The organism is Flavobacterium branchiarum, assembly GCF_030409845.1.
Classification (GTDB): Bacteria; Bacteroidota; Bacteroidia; order Flavobacteriales; family Flavobacteriaceae; genus Flavobacterium; species Flavobacterium branchiarum.
In genome coordinates this window covers 2,203,243-2,220,142 of record NZ_JAUFQQ010000005.1, presented here as the reverse complement: position 1 = coordinate 2,220,142, position 16,900 = coordinate 2,203,243, and the positions used below count along the sequence as shown (strand labels likewise).

General features: G+C 35.4%; 12 protein-coding genes. All 12 read left to right on the top strand.

Translation table 11 applies throughout. From position 1 onward, the window contains the following. The first annotated feature begins 487 nt into the window (after positions 1-487). The 12 genes from QWY99_RS21580 to QWY99_RS21525 all read left to right on the top strand — a co-directional run bounded on the left by QWY99_RS21580 (position 488) and on the right by QWY99_RS21525 (position 16,839). Positions 488-1,663: a peroxiredoxin family protein gene (locus QWY99_RS21580; protein ID WP_290268019.1), complete on the top strand. Its 1,176-nt coding sequence runs from the start codon at positions 488-490 to the stop codon at positions 1,661-1,663. A gap of 54 nt (positions 1,664-1,717) precedes the next feature. Beyond that, entirely contained in the window at positions 1,718-5,002 is a 3,285-nt protein-coding gene (locus QWY99_RS21575) for an FISUMP domain-containing protein (protein WP_290268017.1), read from the top strand. 362 nt (positions 5,003-5,364) lie between these two features. Continuing rightward, positions 5,365-5,886, top strand: coding sequence for a GNAT family N-acetyltransferase (locus QWY99_RS21570; protein WP_290268015.1), 522 nt, complete (start codon positions 5,365-5,367; stop codon positions 5,884-5,886). Between the two features lie 1,742 nt (positions 5,887-7,628). After that, complete coding sequence (locus tag QWY99_RS21565) at positions 7,629-8,006, top strand: DUF1801 domain-containing protein (RefSeq protein WP_290268013.1); 378 nt, start codon at positions 7,629-7,631, stop codon at positions 8,004-8,006. A gap of 23 nt (positions 8,007-8,029) precedes the next feature. Further along, complete coding sequence (locus QWY99_RS21560; protein ID WP_290268010.1) at positions 8,030-8,431, top strand: tautomerase family protein; 402 nt, start codon at positions 8,030-8,032, stop codon at positions 8,429-8,431. Between the two features lie 11 nt (positions 8,432-8,442). Next, positions 8,443-8,952 carry a hypothetical protein gene (locus QWY99_RS21555; RefSeq protein ID WP_290268009.1) on the top strand — a complete coding sequence of 170 codons (510 nt, stop codon included), beginning with the start codon at positions 8,443-8,445 and terminating at the stop codon, positions 8,950-8,952. A 36-nt stretch (positions 8,953-8,988) separates the two neighbouring features. Next, positions 8,989-9,777 carry a PhzF family phenazine biosynthesis protein gene (locus QWY99_RS21550; RefSeq protein ID WP_290268007.1) on the top strand — a complete coding sequence of 263 codons (789 nt, stop codon included), beginning with the start codon at positions 8,989-8,991 and terminating at the stop codon, positions 9,775-9,777. Between the two features lie 18 nt (positions 9,778-9,795). Continuing rightward, complete coding sequence (locus QWY99_RS21545; RefSeq protein ID WP_290268005.1) at positions 9,796-10,326, top strand: GNAT family N-acetyltransferase; 531 nt, start codon at positions 9,796-9,798, stop codon at positions 10,324-10,326. A gap of 34 nt (positions 10,327-10,360) precedes the next feature. Continuing rightward, positions 10,361-11,149 carry an arylamine N-acetyltransferase family protein gene (locus QWY99_RS21540; protein ID WP_290268003.1) on the top strand — a complete coding sequence of 263 codons (789 nt, stop codon included), beginning with the start codon at positions 10,361-10,363 and terminating at the stop codon, positions 11,147-11,149. A gap of 593 nt (positions 11,150-11,742) precedes the next feature. After that, complete coding sequence (locus QWY99_RS21535; RefSeq protein WP_290268002.1) at positions 11,743-12,285, top strand: cysteine hydrolase family protein; 543 nt, start codon at positions 11,743-11,745, stop codon at positions 12,283-12,285. A gap of 20 nt (positions 12,286-12,305) precedes the next feature. After that, complete coding sequence (locus tag QWY99_RS21530) at positions 12,306-13,133, top strand: helix-turn-helix domain-containing protein (RefSeq protein ID WP_290268000.1); 828 nt, start codon at positions 12,306-12,308, stop codon at positions 13,131-13,133. A 2,740-nt stretch (positions 13,134-15,873) separates the two neighbouring features. Next, on the top strand, positions 15,874-16,839 hold the full coding sequence (locus QWY99_RS21525; RefSeq protein WP_290267998.1) for a nitrilase family protein: 966 nt from the start codon (positions 15,874-15,876) through the stop codon (positions 16,837-16,839). Positions 16,840-16,900: the final 61 nt, after the last annotated feature.

Here is a 16,900-nt window from a genome sequence, read left to right as displayed (position 1 = left end):
GAGCCAATATAAATTTTAACTATAAATGTTTAATTATCAAGTTGTTGAATAAAAAAACACCCCCTTGTGATAAATAGTGATATGCAAAAATATTCCCAAATAATTAATTCATTATACTTTTGCAAAAGTTATTTAAACAATTGCTGTATTACTTCCAAAGTCATGAAATAAGCTTGTTCATTATCTACTTAACCTACAATTTAGCATTCAGTATTAATTAGTATACAGTCATGTTTAGTATACAGTCGCAGTTTGCAGTCACAGTAATCAGATTGAGATTTGGTATACAGTCGTGTTTAGTTTACAGTCGCAATTTACGGTCACAATAATCCTATTGAGATTTAGTAAGCTGTATTGTTTAGTAAGCAGTTGCCGTTTGCAGTAATCAGATTGAGATTTAGTTTACAGTCAAAATAAGTCAGAGTGCAAACTGAACACTGAGACTGAAAACTATAAACAGAGAATATTAAAAAATAAAGTAAAAAAGATGATAAGGAAAAGAATAATGTTGATGCTATTTTTAGTTTATAATTTTAGTACATGGGCACAGAATATAACTATTTCATTTGAAAAGTTCCCATCAAAAAAATATACTTTAATTGGATATCGTGGAACAAAAACAGATACGCTAACAAAAGGGCATTTAGACAAGCAAGGAAATGCAAAATTACAACTACCAACCTCGGTTAAAAAATATCAAGGTGTGGCATCACTGGTTATAGATGATGATGCAAAAATGGATATGATTCTGAACAATGAAAACTTTTCAGTTGCATCTATTTACAGCTATCCCGATACACGTACGTCTCAATTTAATGGCTCCGAAGAAAATCAGTTTTTTAAAAATTATCTTTTAGGAGATGAAGTAATTATTAAACCTAATTTATATGCCACGCAATTGAAGAAGGAAATGGATTATCTCAATCGGATTTTAGTAGTAGCAAGCGCTTCAGATTCGGAAATTGAAAATCTACGCTCAGAGTTTTTAAGTGCAAATATGACTGTGTTTTATCATTCTCCGTTTTGGAAAACAATGCTTACTTACTGGGTAACCATGTACAACAACCGAATAAAAGATGATGATAAGTTAGTCGCAGATGCACTACAAATCATGAAAAACATAAAGCAAGAACCAATAGTAAACGAGTTTGCAAACAACTTGATTGATATTTGTGAGCAATACGGTTGGGAGTATATAAAAAATCAATTAGTCCTACACATTTATAACTCGGGAATAATCAAAGCTCCCACACGTAATCTAGCTATCCTTTTAAAAAGCAGAGGCGTGCAAATAGGAGAAACGCCACCTGATTTTTTAATAGATAAAAAAACAAAACTGAGTTCCTTATTTAACGATACGGTTCTATTGCTTTTTTACGACAGTACGTGCTATAAATGCAGTAATGAAATAAAAGAATTGAAAACCTATTCAGGAAAACTTGAAGCAAGTAAGATAAAAATAGTAACTATTTCACTAGACGCCACCCAAAAAGAATTAGAGGAAAATACTAAGGGTTTTTCATGGAAATACAAACTAAACGACCCAAATAACAATCTTTTTTACCCGTATGGAGTAATCATGACACCAACCTATTTTGTAATAGAAAAAGGAAAAATAACAGGCAGATACGCTCAATTGGAAGACACAGGATTGAATAAATAATTTTTTCCTAAAAAATATTGCAATTAATTAAAATTAACAAATATTATATTTATTATGAAAACTAGAATTCGTTTTTTAATAGTCTTACTATTATTCCTACCAGTAGTAGCAATAGGACAGGCTGTTATTGGGTCAGTTTTAACACCCAAAAGTTATTCATTGCTAGAATTGTCTACAACAACAGTTAAAGGAGGCATACGAATGCCACAGTTAACAACAGTAGAAAGAAACAATCTTACAACACCCGATTTTATGAGTGATGTAAGAGCTAAGGGACTTACAATATACAATACCGATTCTAAGTGTATGGAGTATTGGAACACGCATAAATGGGTAAGTTTATGTTCTGGAAGTGCAGATATAGGCTTTTTACCAAAAGATCCTTCGGATTTAGTTCATCCGCCTGAAGGTGGAACAGTAGGCCCTTTTACACCAGTAGAAACGCCACCATGTACAGGAAAAGAACCGTATACCTACGTTGCAATAACAGGAGATGATTTTATCTCTATTGATATTACAGACCACAATACAGGGGCGTTTAAAGTCAATATGAGTCCTAACACTACAGCCGTTTCTCGTACAGCAATTGTACGTGTTACGAATAATTGTACAGGGGAGTATAAAGAATTTTTATTTAATCAAGACGGAGATAATGACTTGTGCGATGTAACAGTAGCAAAACCCATTATAACTATGAGTAACGGTGGTGTACTTTGTATAGGAGGGGATGTTTTTATGGAAATAACAAACGTTCATCCTGGAGCAAATTACATCTGGACAATTAACAATATAGTACGAGGACAAGGAACAAACTTTAGAGCAACTCAATCAGGTATTTATAAAGTATATGTAGGTGGAATAGGTTGTGATAAAATAAATCCAAACAGTGCTTCTGATAACATAACAGTAACCCTAGGTGCAGGTACAGCCCCTAATAACTCTACCGTTTTATATGCTACTAATAATGGGGTATTATGTGGAAATACAGGAGAAGTTACGCTTACTGTTTATAATTTTGCTGAACTTAGTGAACTTGCATGGTATAAAGACGGTAAAAAAACAAATAAAACAGGAGATGTAATTACTCTTAAAGCAGCAGATATAGGAGTTTGGACTGTTCTTATAGAACGCGATGGTTGTACCTCTTTACCAAGCGAAAAAGTCACTGTTTCTGTAGATGATTCAAGCAGTCCGCTTAAAAAACCAAAGATTTCGATTAATGGAAAACCGTTATCCGAATTAAGTGAATTTTGTAGTAATGGACGTTTAAAACTTTCATTAAGTAACCCACCTAGTGATTACACATCTGCAGTTACCGTTAAGTGGTATAACGGACTAGAATACTTAGGTGAAGGAAAAGACCTTACGATAACAGCACCCTCTAGTGGAAATAATATTATATTACGCTGTATCGTTTCAGACAATACAGGCGTGCTTTGTACAGCAGAATTTACTGAGACAAAAAAATTACAAGGAGTAGCACCTGCAACTCCAGCAATAGTTGCAAACCCGCCACTTATTTGTGGTAGTGTAGAAGCACAGTTAACAGCGTCTGTAACAGGTGGCCCATTTACTTTTCAATGGTATAAAGAAGGAGTACTTATGGAAAACGAAGTAAATCAAACACTTGCTGTTACTAAAATAGGATCGTATCAAGTAGAAGCTATTAATGTATCAGGTTGTATTAGTCCCTTATCAGCAGCTCTTTTAATATCTTTATCTGATTTTCCAATTTTAGAATGGAAGGCCGTTTATGATAAAGCCGAGCTAAAACAAACAAAAATATTTCAGGTATCAGATACTTTTAATCCTACCTCGTACACTTGGACAGCAGATAATGGAGCTGTTATAGAAAATGGGCAGGGCACCAATACAGCTCAAATAAAATTTCCTAACACAGATACAGTTGTAAATGTAACGATAGAAGCTGAAAATGATTGTGGAATTAGTAACAAACTCACGCAACAAGTTACTGTAGCACCAGCTTGTGTAGCAGTAGCAGTAAAAAAGACAACTATGTTCCCTACAGGATCGATACTTACAGGTAACTCCGTGACCATGTCTGTACTTGCAGAAGGATCAAACAATGATGAACATCCTATTACCTATCAATGGAAGTTTAACGGAACTCCAATTTCTGGAGCGACATTGGCTAGCTATACAATAAACGATGCAAAAACAACAAATAGCGGTAACTATACTTGTGTGATAAATAACTGTAGTAATACACCTGTAGAAACTACAGCAGGAACAATAGAAGTTATAGATGAGGCAACGCTTCCAAAAGGGAATGGTACTTTAGCAGGAGAAGATTGTTTTGATATTGCCTCTGCATCAAGCAATAATGCTAAATGTGGATTGCTTACGGTTCGTGAAGCTCACAGAGCCGATTTTAATAAATCGTACACGTATACATTTACAAGTGTTGGTAATGTCAATACAAATTTACGCTTTGTTATTAACGACCCAGAAAAAGCAATAGAAAGTTATGAAATACAAAAAGACATGCCAACTGCTTTAGCAAATGGAGGTAAATATACCGTTACTATTAAATACAAGCAATCTCTAATGACTACTGCAGTAGGAAGAGACAATGATAATCCGTTTAGAGTTACACTAGTGGCGCTTTATAAAACGGGAGGAGTAGATGGAAAGTCGAAGTTTGAAATTACGATTAAAGATTGTTCTTGTTGCTCTGAAGCTGTAGATCTTGATGGAAATGTATATACAGCAAAAATTTTCGGAGACGCAGGTTGTTGGATGACCCAAAACTTGCGTACAACTGTAAACAAAAATGGAAAGTATTTAAGTACTCCATATTTATATGCAGAATCATCAAAAACAGCTATTCATAGTAAAGCTTATCTAAATACGGGTACTGTGTGGTATACTGTAAATAATGTCGGTACAATTGAGTCTCGTGCTGATTTTGCATCAAAATTTGGCTTATTGTACAAAAATACTGATTTTGCTTCTGAACCTTGTCCAGAGGGATGGCATATACCCACTTATCTGGAATGGGCTAATCTGATTCAGACCTTTTCAGAGAATAACGCTGGGAAAGAAATGAAAGCAAATAACAATACATATAAGGGTTACGCTTGGGCGGGATATCCTGTTGGTGATAGCAAAAATTCTGGATTTAATGCTTACCCATCTGCATATCAATACAAATCAGGGGTGTCTGGTGCCGCTCAAAATTTTGGAGTTTATTCAGTAATGGCGGTAGCTGACTACATTGGTTATGCTATGGTATTATCAAATACTTCCGCCGGGGCAACTGTGAAGGGTGCTGGTGATACCTATTTTTATACCGCTATACGATGTGCCAAAAATTAATCTTTTAGTGTAAAAGCAGTAAAACAGCTGTTTGCTACAGTTACTAATAATGGCTAAATCGTATAGTAAACGACAACTATGAAAACTAGTTATTACTATCAAGCTGGGCTAAGTCGAGGTTATTTATAACTTCATGACTTAGTCCAGCTTTTTTACTTTAAAAAGAGCTGAGTCTGAGTAGTAACGAATCACGCGTAATATTCAGACCGAAAGGCATAAAACTTCAAAAACTCATAATTGTTTTTTTATTATATTTGGTTAAGCATCGATTTAACTTCCCCACTAATCAAAAACCTATTTCGTATTTTCACTTATACCAATTACAACCCACACGTTTTTTAGTGATTAAAAATTAAACATTCATGAAAACCATTAAAATTGAAAAAGTAACAGTTGCCGACATTGAAAAACTGCAAAAAATAGGGAGACAAACGTTCTTAGAAACTTTTTCAAAACCAAATACAGAAGAAAACATGAACCTCTATTTATCAAATAGTTTTGCATTTGACAAACTTAAAAAGGAAATAGAAAATCCAAATTCAGAGTTCTATTTTGCAATAGCAAATGATACAGTCATCGGCTATTTAAAAACAAATACAGGAAATGCACAAACAGAATCCGAAGACGTAAAAGCACTTGAAATAGAGCGTATTTATGTATCACAAGAATTTATAGGCAAAAAGGTTGGACAACTTTTATACGATACAGCTTTAGAAATTGCAAAGCAAAAAAACGCAACCTATGTTTGGCTTGGCGTATGGGAGGAAAACCACAGAGCCTTGGCCTTTTATAAAAAAAATGGATTTGTTGCCTTTGACAAACACATCTTTAAATTAGGAAATGATCCACAAACAGATATAATGATGAAGTTACTCATCAATTAGACATACCAGAGATAAGACCAATTTAACCCGTTATAAGTAATTATTTCGTCACACCTTACCAGAAACCTTGCGAACCTTGCGATAATTTTTTTTATCACCCCCAGCATCAACCTTGCGAGCCTTGCGAACCTTGCGAACCTTGCGGTCAACTTTTTTAGCCACTCCCAATCAACCTTGCGAACCTTGCGCTTTAACCTTGCGGACCTTGCGGTCAAAAACATCAAAAACATCAAAACGATTAAAACCTTACAAACTTTGCGGTCAATTTTTTCAGCCACAGATTCAAAAGATTAAACAGATTTAAAACCTTGCGAGCCTTGCGGTCAACTTTTTTCAGCCACTCCCAATCATCATTGCGAACCTTGCGTAAACCTTGCGAACTTTGCGGTAAATCCTTTGCGGTAATTTTTTTTTAGCCACAGATTTAAAAGATTAAACAGATTTAAAACTTTGCGAGCCTTGCGGTCAACTTTTTTAGCCACTCCCAATCAACCTTGTGCGTAAACCTTGCGAACTTTGCGGTCAAAAACATCAAAACGATTAAAACCTTACAAACTTTGCGGTCAATTTTTTCAGCCACAGATTCAAAAGATTAAACAGATTTAAACTTTGCGAACCTTGCGTAAACCTTGCGAACTTTGCGGTAAATCCTTTGCGGTAATTTTTTTTTAGCCACAGATTCAAAAGATTAAACAGATTTAAAACTTTGCGAGCCTTGCGCTTTAACCTTGCGAACCTTGCGGTCAAAAACATCAAAAACATCAAAACGATTAAAACCTTACAAACTTTGCGGTCAATTTTTTCAGCCACAGATTCAAAAGATTAAACAGATTTAAAACTTTGCGAGCCTTGCGCTTTAACCTTGCGAACCTTGCGGTCAAAAACATCAAAAACATCAAAACGATTAAAACCTTACAAACTTTGCGGTCAATTTTTTCAGCCACAGATTCAAAAGATTAAACAGATCAAAACTTTGCGAACCTTGCGCTTTAACCTTGCGAACTTTGCGGTAAATCCTTTGCGGTAATTTTTTTTCAGCCACAGATTCAAAAGATTAAACAGATTTAAAACCTTGCGAGCCTTGCGCTTTAACCTTGCGAACCTTGCGGTCAACTTTTTCAGCCACTCCCAATCAACCTTGCGAACCTTGCGCTTTAACCTTGCGAACTTTGCGGTCAAAAACATCAAAACGATTAGAACCTTACAAACTTTGCTGTAAATTTTTTCAGCCACAGATTCAAAAGATTAAACAGATTTAAAACTTTGCGAGCCTTGCGCTTTAACCTTGCGAACCTTGCGGTCAAAAACATCAAAAACATCAAAACGATTAAAACCTTACAAACTTTGCGGTAAATTTTTTCAGCCACAGATTTAAAAGATTAAACAGATTTAAAACTTTGCGAGCCTTGCGCAATCCCTTGCGAACTTAGCGGTCATTTTTTCAGCCACAGATTCAAAAGATTAAACAGATTTAAAACTTTGCGAGCCTTGCGCTTTAACCTTGCGAACCTTGCGGTAAATCCTTTGCGGTAATTTTTTTTCAGCCACAGATTTAAAAGATTAAACAGATTTAAAACTTTGCGAGCCTTGCGTAATCCCTTGCGAACTTTGCGGTCAAAAATATCAAAACGATTAAAAACTTTGCGAACTTTGCGCTTTAACCTTGCGAACCTTGCGGTCAATTTTTTCATCATCCGCTAACATCAAAATCACGAACTTTGTAATTTAAAACAGAAACAAAAATGAGCTTAGAACTAGATAATTTCTACCTAAAACAAGAAGAACCCAACAAAGGATGTTTACTTGCGTTACGTGGAATTATTCTTTCACAAGATTCAGAAATCACGCATACATTAAAATACGGAATGCCATTTTTTTGTTATAGAGGGAAAATGTTTTGCTATTTATGGATCCACAAAACGAATAACAAGCCGTATATTGGCATCGTAGAAGGAAAGCATTTTGATAATCCCGAATTGCTATCAGAAAAACGTTCACGAATGAAAATCATGTTTTTAGAACCTCATCAAGACATACCAATTGATACTATTAGAGCAATTATAGAAAAAGCAATCGGACTTTATAAAAGTGGCGTAATCAAAATAAAAAACAAGAATTAATTGAACAAGTAAAGGGAATAATTATGCCATTTGTTAGAATAAGTTTACCAAAAAGATTATCACAAGAAACCAAAAATAACATCTCAATCTCGGTACACGAGTCATTAATTCAGGAATTCAATATTCCGCAAGACGATTATTTTCATGTAATTGAAGAACTCGAAACGACACAAATTAAATTTCCGAAAAACTATCTTGGCATAGCACATACAGAAAACATTATTTATCTTCAAATAACAGCAGGACAAGGAAGAACAAAAGAACAAAAAGAGAGATTATATGCTCAAATTGCAACTAGAATCTCCAATACCACCGAAATTCAAAAAAGTGATATTATCATAATTTTACTTGAAAACAATGGAAATGAAAATTGGTCATTTGGAAATGGAGAAATACAAGAACCAAAGCATTTAAAAAATAAGTAACAAACAATAAAATGGACAATTACCTAAGACAATTAATCACAATCGAATTTGAAGACCGAAAAGAAATCTTCTCCGGTTTTCTAATTGATTATACAAACGATTGGATCTTAATCAAAAACAATCCCGTTGACTTCATAATAGATGGTTATGTGATATTGAAAAACAAAAACATCAAATCTATCACTCGCGATGGAGATAATGCGTTTACTGAAAGTGTGATTAGGCTGAAAGGTTTAAAAACCAATTCAGACGAGATAATTCCGCTTAGAGATTTATCATCTATCCTTACTTTCATAACAAACAAATATGGGATTTTTCAGATTGCAAAAAAATCAGAAAAAGCAGTTTATCTTGGTAAGTTAATAAAGCTAGACGATGAAGAATTGGTAATTGATTTTCTAGAAACAAGAGGGAAATTTGGTGGCGAGCTAAGCTTTAACCCAAACAAAATAAGAGTAATAGAATTTGATACCGATTATATCAATTCGTTAAAACTTCTTGTAGACGAAAGAAACAAATAAAATTTACACCTGACGGCTTTTTAATTTTTGAACACCATGAAATTAAACTTATATCAAATAGATGCGTTTACAGATAAAATATTTGGAGGAAATCCAGCCTGCGTTGTTCCGCTAGAAAACTGGTTACCTGATGAAATCCTTTTAAAAATTACGCAAGAAAATGCCGTTGCCGAAACCGCTTTCTACGTTGTTAATGGCAAAAGAATTCATTTACGTTGGTTTACACCCGAAATTGAAATGGACTTATGCGGTCATGCGACACTCGCAACAGCTCACACTTTAAAATCAATACTGAACTATCCAGAAGACACGATTGTATTTGATACTTTGAGTGGTGAATTAATTGTAACAGTCGATAATGACCTATACACATTAGATTTTCCATCAAGAAAACCTGTTCCCACTGAACTCCCAGAAATCATCAAAAATTCGCTTAACCTACAACCCAAAACAGTTTTAAAATCTAGAGATTATGTTTTAATATACGAAACCGAGCAAGAGATTAAAGACCTTGTAATCGACAGACAAACTTTTGACAAAATAAACCTTGATCTTGGTGGTGTAGTAGTAACTGCAAAAGGAGACCATTGCGACTTTGTTTCAAGATATTTCACCTCGCAATCTTCTATTTTAGAAGATCCCGTTACAGGTTCTGCCCATTGTTCGTTAATTCCATATTGGAGCGAACAACTAGGAAAAAAAGAAATGCATGCGAAACAAATATCAGAAAGAAAAGGCACTTTGTATTGCGTTGATAATGGTGAAAGAGTATTAATAAGCGGAAAAGCAAGAACCTATTCTACAGGAACATTCTGGACAGAATAATAAAATAATTAAACAATCATGGAAATCACAATACGTCAAGAAAACGAAAATGATTACCCTAAGGTTTTCAAAATCATCGAAGAAGCATTTAAAAATGAAGAATACAGCGATCATAAAGAACAATTTCTAGTTGAAAAACTACGGAAATCAGATGCTTTTATTCCCGAATTATCGCTTGTTGCTGAAGTCGATAATGAAATCGTAGGGCATATTTTGCTAACCAAATTACAAATCGAAAACAAAGACCAAACCTTTGAATCTTTAGCTTTGGCACCTGTTTCTGTAAAACCAGAATTTCAAGGCAAAGGAATTGGTTCAAAACTGATTCTTGAAAGTCATGCAATAGCAAAAAAATTAGGTTATAAATCGATTATCCTTTTAGGACACGAAAACTATTATCCGAGATTTGGCTATGAACAAACTAGCAAATACAATATCGAAATGCCTTTTGACGTTCCTGCTGCAAACTGTATGGTTATTTCATTAACCGAAAACGGATTAAATGGCGTAAGCGGAACAGTAAAATATCCTGCTCCGTTTTTAGAATAAGCTCCGTTTTTCATTAAATATAAAAGCAAATAAAATGGCAAAACAATCTAATTTCAATCAGATAGATTCAGACAATTTTGTTTTACAAGATTATTTGGATAGAATTCATTTTGTTGACGATATAAAATCAAATATCGAAAGCATTGCTAAGTTAATGCAATGCCAGTTATTCACCGTTCCTTTTGAAGACTTAGATGTTCAGGCTGGAAAAACAATTTCTTTAGCAGGAAATGATATTGTCGATAAAATCATTAATCGCAATCGCGGAGGCTATTGTTATGAGCTCAATGGCTTATTTGCCATGGCACTTCAAAAAATGAGTATTCCGTATCGATTTATTGCGGCACGTCCGTTAGTAAATCCTATTGAGAATCCTAAAACACATATGGCAATTATTGTAACAGTTGAAGGCGAAGACTATTTAATCGATTTGGGCTTTGGTGGCAACGGAATAAGAGAACCATTAAAACTAAACGACACTACAGCTGTAAAACAAGGCACTGAAACTTTTGCTTTGGCAAAAACAGAAAACGGAGAGTATCTGCTACAAACTTTATTACACAATGAATGGAAAGACTTATATTCTTTTGATTTATCTCTTCAAAAATGGATTGATTTTAAACCTGCCAATCATTTCAATTCAACACATCCCGATTCCTTTTTCACACAAAACCTAGTTGTTGTTTTACAGAATCCATTGGGTAAAAAAATACTATTTAAAAACACCTTCAAATCTATTGAAAACGGAAAAGCGCATGGATATACTTTCGAAAAAGAAAAACTAAACGATATTTTAGCAACTGAGTTTAATCTAGAAAGTTAGAATAACACGTTGGTTACAATTACTTCGTCAAGTAGCTAACACAAAACATTTTTTTTCAAAGCATCATGCATTGCCCCAGTCTTATCCTCCTGAGGAACGAAGAGCAGAGCGAGAGTAAATAGGCAATCTCACCTAATGGCTCGACAATCTAGGAATACTTTACGTTAGTTTCTTGCGGAGATTCTTCGTTCCTCAGAGGGACTAGATTGTGGTTAAACTTTGCGAGCTTTGCGGTAAAACCTTTCACCACTCACTATCAACCTTACGAACCTTGCGTTTTAACCCTTGCGAACTTTGCGGTAAATTCTTTCACCACTCCATATAAAAATTGCGAACCTTGCGTAAACCTTGCGAACTTTGCGATTAATTTTTTCATCACCCCCTATCATAAACCTTGCGATAAAACCTTTCACCGCCCCCTATCAACCTTACGAACTTTTCAATTAAACAATCATACCCAAAGTTTTTTAATCCTCTAATCTGTGGCAAAAAAAAACAAAAAACACAAAAAACACAATTCGAAAAATATACTTAATTTTGTAAAAATTGATTCGTCGCTATTCAAAACAAAAAAGAAGATTAAAAACAATGTTATGAAATTAACATCCGAAGAATTAATTGTAATTATTGATCCACAAAAGGACTTTACTGATCCTAATGGCGCTTACGCGAAAAGACATTCTGACACGAGTACTATAACCGAAGTCAAAGCAAGAATAAACCAATTAACGAAACGAATAAACAAAGATAAATTTGTAATTATCTATTCAAATTATCAAAAAGACCAATTCGGAATCGGACTATCAATGTGCATTGAAAACACTACTGGTCATGAAATTGACATCGATTTTGACGACAGTACAAAGTTAATTCCTAAAACGCAACATAGTTGCTTTAGCTCAAATGGATTCGAAAACTTCTTAAAAACCAACAACATACAAAAAATTACCCTCTGCGGTTTCCTAGCCGAATATTGCGTAAAAGAAACTGCGATTGACGGACTCACTAAAGGTTACAAAGTTGCATTAGCATCAAAATACATCGGAACTGGTGATGATGTTCAACATAGAAAGCATGAAACACTACTCGATTTAGAAAGCAAAGTAGCCGTAATAATTAGTACCCTTTTTGATTAAGTAATCTTAATTATAAAACCATGCAAGTTTTACCACCAAAAGAATTATCGCCATATATTAAACATTATCTTTTTTTAGAGAATAAGGGAAGTGATGCTCAAAAACTGCGTTTATTTTCTGATGGCAATACAGGCGTTGTATTCTCTTTAAAAAGCAAACTCATTTCTGGTTTCAACAATTACGAAGCACAAAACTACTTACCAACTTCATTTTTATATGGCCAGCTAAATGGATTTAAAGACATTTACTCAGGTAACGAAATGGCTATTGCTATTGTAGTTTTTCAGCCCAACGGAATCAACCAATTATTAGGAATTACCAGTAGTGAATTACGGGATACTATCGTCAACATCGATGCAGTTTTTGGACAAGAAGGAATCGAACTTCAAGAAAAATTAGCAGAGCAAGCTACTATTCAGGATAGATTGAATCTTTTGAATCATTTTTTTAAAACGCTTGAAGCGAAAAAACCAACCTCAAATCAGCTAATAGCCAATGCATCATTGAATTTCATCCTAAAAACAAAAGGGCAATTTTCACTCAAACAATTGGTTGACTATACAGGTTATACCGAAAGACATATCGAACGAAAGTTTACAGAGTGTGTTGGGCTAAACCCCAAGAAATTTGGCAATATTGTAAAGATTCATGGTTTCTTAAAATTGCTAAAGAACAAAGCCGAAGACACAAATCTCACTACCATTTCCTATGATGCCGGATTCTCGGACCAATCGCATCTTATACGAGAATTTAAAAAACACACCGGAATGACTCCAAAGGAATATTTGCATAATGCGGGAAAACTAACAAACAACTTCATCAAAACAATTCCTGCAAAAGCAACGTAGTCCTAGCGTATCTACAATAAAACCCGAATGGCACTGATTATTGCAAAGAGCAAAAACAAATTTTAAATTACAACACACCGCTTTGCGAACCTTGCGTATCCCCACAACAGCAAACCTTGCGCACTTTGTGATAAACTTTTTTAGCCACAGATTAAAATGATTAAAAAGATTTTTTTTTCAGCTACTAAAAATCAACACATCACTTTGCGAACCTTGCGCATCCCCACAACAGCGAACTTTGCGCTCTTTGCGGTAATTTTTTTTTGCCACAGATTAAAATGATTAAAAAGATTTTTTTTTCAGCTACTAAAAACCAACACAGCACTTTTCGAACCTTGCGCATTCCCACAACAGTGAACCTTGCGCACTTTGCGATAAACTTTTTTACCACAGATTAAAATGATTTTCTCACCCACTAAAATACAACACAGCACTTTGCGAACCTTGCGCATTCCCACAACAGTGAACCTTGCGCACTTTGCGATAAACTTTTTAGCCACAGATTTCACAGATTAAAATGATTTTCTCAGCCACTAAAAACCAACACAACACTTTGCGAACCTTGCGCATCCCCACAACAGCGAACTTTGCGCACTTTGCGGTAATTTTTTTTTGCCACAGATTAAAATGATTAAAAAGATTTTTTTTTCAGCTACTAAAAACCAACACAACACTTTGCGAACCTTGCGCATTCCCACAACACCAAACCTTGCGAACCTTGCGGTAAACTTTTTTACCACAGATTCCACAGATTAAAATGTTTTCACACCCACTAATAATCAACACATCACTTTGCGAACCTTGCGCATTCCCACAACAACGAACTTTGCGAACCTTGCGGTAAATTTTTTCAGCCACAGATTCCACAGATTCCACAGATTAAAATGTTTTCACACCCACTAATAATCAACACATCACTTTGCGAACCTTGCGCATTCCCACAACAACGAACTTTGCGAACCTTGCGGTAAATTTTTTCAGCCACAGATTCCACAGATTCCACAGATTAAAATGATTTTCTCAGCCACTAAAAATACAACACAACACTTTGCGAACCTTGCGCATTCCCACAACAGCGAACCTTGCGCACTTTGCGGTAAACTTTTTAGCCACAGATTCCACAGATTAAAATGATTTTCTCAGCCACTAAAATACAACACAGCACTTTGCGAACCTTGCGCATCCCCACAACAGCGAACTTTGCGCTCTTTGCGGTAATTTTTTTTTGCCACAGATTCCACAGATTAAAATGATTTTCTCAGCCACTAAAATACAACACAGCACTTTGCGAACCTTGCGCATTCCCACAACAGTGAACCTTGCGCACTTTGCGGTAAACTTTTTAGCCACAGATTCCACAGATTAAAATGATTTTCTCAGCCACTAAAATACAACACAGCACTTTGCGAACCTTGCGCATCCCCACAACAGCGAACTTTGCGCTCTTTGCGGTAATTTTTTTTTGCCACAGATTAAAATGATTAAAATGATTTTCTCAGCCACTAAAAATAAACACAACACTTTGCGAACCTTGCGGTAAATTTTTTCAGCCACAGATTCCACAGATTAAAATGATTTTTTTCAACCACTAATAATCAACACAACACTTAGCAAACCTTGCGCATTCCCACAACAACGAACCTTGCGCACTTTGCGATAAACTTTTTTAGCCACAGATTAAAATGATTAAAATGATTTTCTCAGCCACTAAAAATACAACAGCAACCTTGCGCACTTTGCGGTAAACTTTTTAGCCACAGATTCCACAGATTAAAATGATTATCTCAGCCACTAAAATACAACACAGCACTTTGCGAACCTTGCGCATCCCCACAACAGCGAACTTTGCGCTCTTTGCGGTAATTTTTTTTTGCCACAGATTAAAATGATTAAAAAGATTTTTTTTTCAGCTACTAAAAACCAACACAACACTTTGCGAACCTTGCGCATTCCCACAACACCAAACCTTGCGAACCTTGCGGTAAACTTTTTTACCACAGATTCCACAGATTAAAATGATTTTCTCAGCCACTAAAAACCAACACAACACATAGCGAACCTTGCGCTTTCCCACAACAGCGAACTTTGCGAACCTTGCGGTAAATTTTTTCAGCCACAGATTCCACAGATTAAAATGATTTTCTCAGCCACTAAAATACAACACAGCACTTTGCGAACCTTGCGCATCCCCACAACAGCGAACTTTGCGCTCTTTGCGGTAATTTTTTTTTGCCACAGATTCCACAGATTAAAATGATTTTCTCAGCCACTAAAATACAACACAGCACTTTGCGAACCTTGCGCATCCCCACAACAGTGAACTTTGCGCACTTTGCGATAAACTTTTTAGCCACAGATTTCACAGATTAAAATGATTTTCTCACCCACTTATAATCAACACAACACTTTGCGAACCTTGCGCATTCCCACAACACCAAACCTTGCGAACCTTGCGGTAAACTTTTTTACCACAGATTCCACAGATTAAAATGATTAAAAAGATTTTTTTTTCAGCTACTAAAAACCAACACAACACTTTGCGAACCTTGCGCATTCCCACAACACCAAACCTTGCGAACCTTGCGGTAAACTTTTTTACCACAGATTCCACAGATTAAAATGATTTTCTCAGCCACTAATCATACCTTCAGTCCCACAAGCAACTTCAAAATGTCGGTTTTATACAATTTGTAAATTATCATGCCCGTTATTTTTGCCTAAAATATTAATATCGTAGAACATGAAAAATCTAAAAATAGCCACTGCTCAATTTGAAAATAAAAGTGGCGATAAAAACTATAATTTATCCGTAATCGAAAAGCTTTCGCGAAAAGCATCAAGCGAAGGTTGTGATGTAATTGCGTTTCACGAATGCTCCATCACAGGATATACATTTGCAAGGCACTTATCAAAAAAACAAATGCTAAACCTAGCAGAAGTCATCCCGAGCGGAGAAAGCATCTTAAAACTAACAGAAATAGCCAAAAACAACAACATAGTTGTATTAGCAGGACTTTTTGAAAAGGATGAACATGATAATTTATTCAAAGCCTATGTTTGTGTTGATAAAAATGGTTTGGTTGCAAAATACCGAAAACTACATCCGTTTATAAATCCGTACCTAACAGCTGGAGACAGCTATTGCATCTTTGAAATCAATGGTTGGAAATGCGGCATCCTAATTTGCTATGACAACAACATAATCGAAAACGTTCGAGCAACAACACTTTTAGGCGCCGACATTATTTTTATGCCCCACGTCACAATGTGCACGCCTTCTACCCGACCTGGTGCTGGTTTTGTGGCACCTCAACTTTGGGAAAACCGCGAAGCCGACCCAACTTCACTACGATTGGAATTCGACGGAATGAAAGGGCGCGATTGGTTAATGAAATGGCCACCTGCAAGAGCATACGATAATGCAATTTATGCCGTTTTCTCCAATCCAATTGGTATGGACGATGACCAACTAAAAAATGGTTGCTCAATGATTATTGATCCTTTTGGAGATGTAATTGCCGAATGCCGATCATTTGAAGACTCTTTTGCAACAGCAATTATTACTCCCGAAAAATGCATTCAAGCAGGAGGAAATCGCTACATAAAAGCAAGAAGACCAGATTTATATCGAGATATCATTGGTCAAGATCACAAATCGGAACAGAATGTAGTTTGGTTGAATACGGACGAAAAAAGTAAAAGCTAACTAGTTAGCTTTAATTATTTCAACACATAGTCCCGATAGCTATCGGGACATAGATTTTAAA

Coding starts and splice junctions, on each gene's coding strand:
- QWY99_RS21550 (WP_290268007.1), top strand. CDS start 8,989: ATGAAATTAAACTTATATCAAATAGATGCGTTTACAGATAAAATATTT.
- QWY99_RS21580 (WP_290268019.1), top strand. CDS start 488: ATGATAAGGAAAAGAATAATGTTGATGCTATTTTTAGTTTATAATTTT.
- QWY99_RS21575 (WP_290268017.1), top strand. CDS start 1,718: ATGAAAACTAGAATTCGTTTTTTAATAGTCTTACTATTATTCCTACCA.
- QWY99_RS21545 (WP_290268005.1), top strand. CDS start 9,796: ATGGAAATCACAATACGTCAAGAAAACGAAAATGATTACCCTAAGGTT.
- QWY99_RS21530 (WP_290268000.1), top strand. CDS start 12,306: ATGCAAGTTTTACCACCAAAAGAATTATCGCCATATATTAAACATTAT.
- QWY99_RS21560 (WP_290268010.1), top strand. CDS start 8,030: ATGCCATTTGTTAGAATAAGTTTACCAAAAAGATTATCACAAGAAACC.
- QWY99_RS21540 (WP_290268003.1), top strand. CDS start 10,361: ATGGCAAAACAATCTAATTTCAATCAGATAGATTCAGACAATTTTGTT.
- QWY99_RS21565 (WP_290268013.1), top strand. CDS start 7,629: ATGAGCTTAGAACTAGATAATTTCTACCTAAAACAAGAAGAACCCAAC.
- QWY99_RS21555 (WP_290268009.1), top strand. CDS start 8,443: ATGGACAATTACCTAAGACAATTAATCACAATCGAATTTGAAGACCGA.
- QWY99_RS21535 (WP_290268002.1), top strand. CDS start 11,743: ATGAAATTAACATCCGAAGAATTAATTGTAATTATTGATCCACAAAAG.
- QWY99_RS21525 (WP_290267998.1), top strand. CDS start 15,874: ATGAAAAATCTAAAAATAGCCACTGCTCAATTTGAAAATAAAAGTGGC.
- QWY99_RS21570 (WP_290268015.1), top strand. CDS start 5,365: ATGAAAACCATTAAAATTGAAAAAGTAACAGTTGCCGACATTGAAAAA.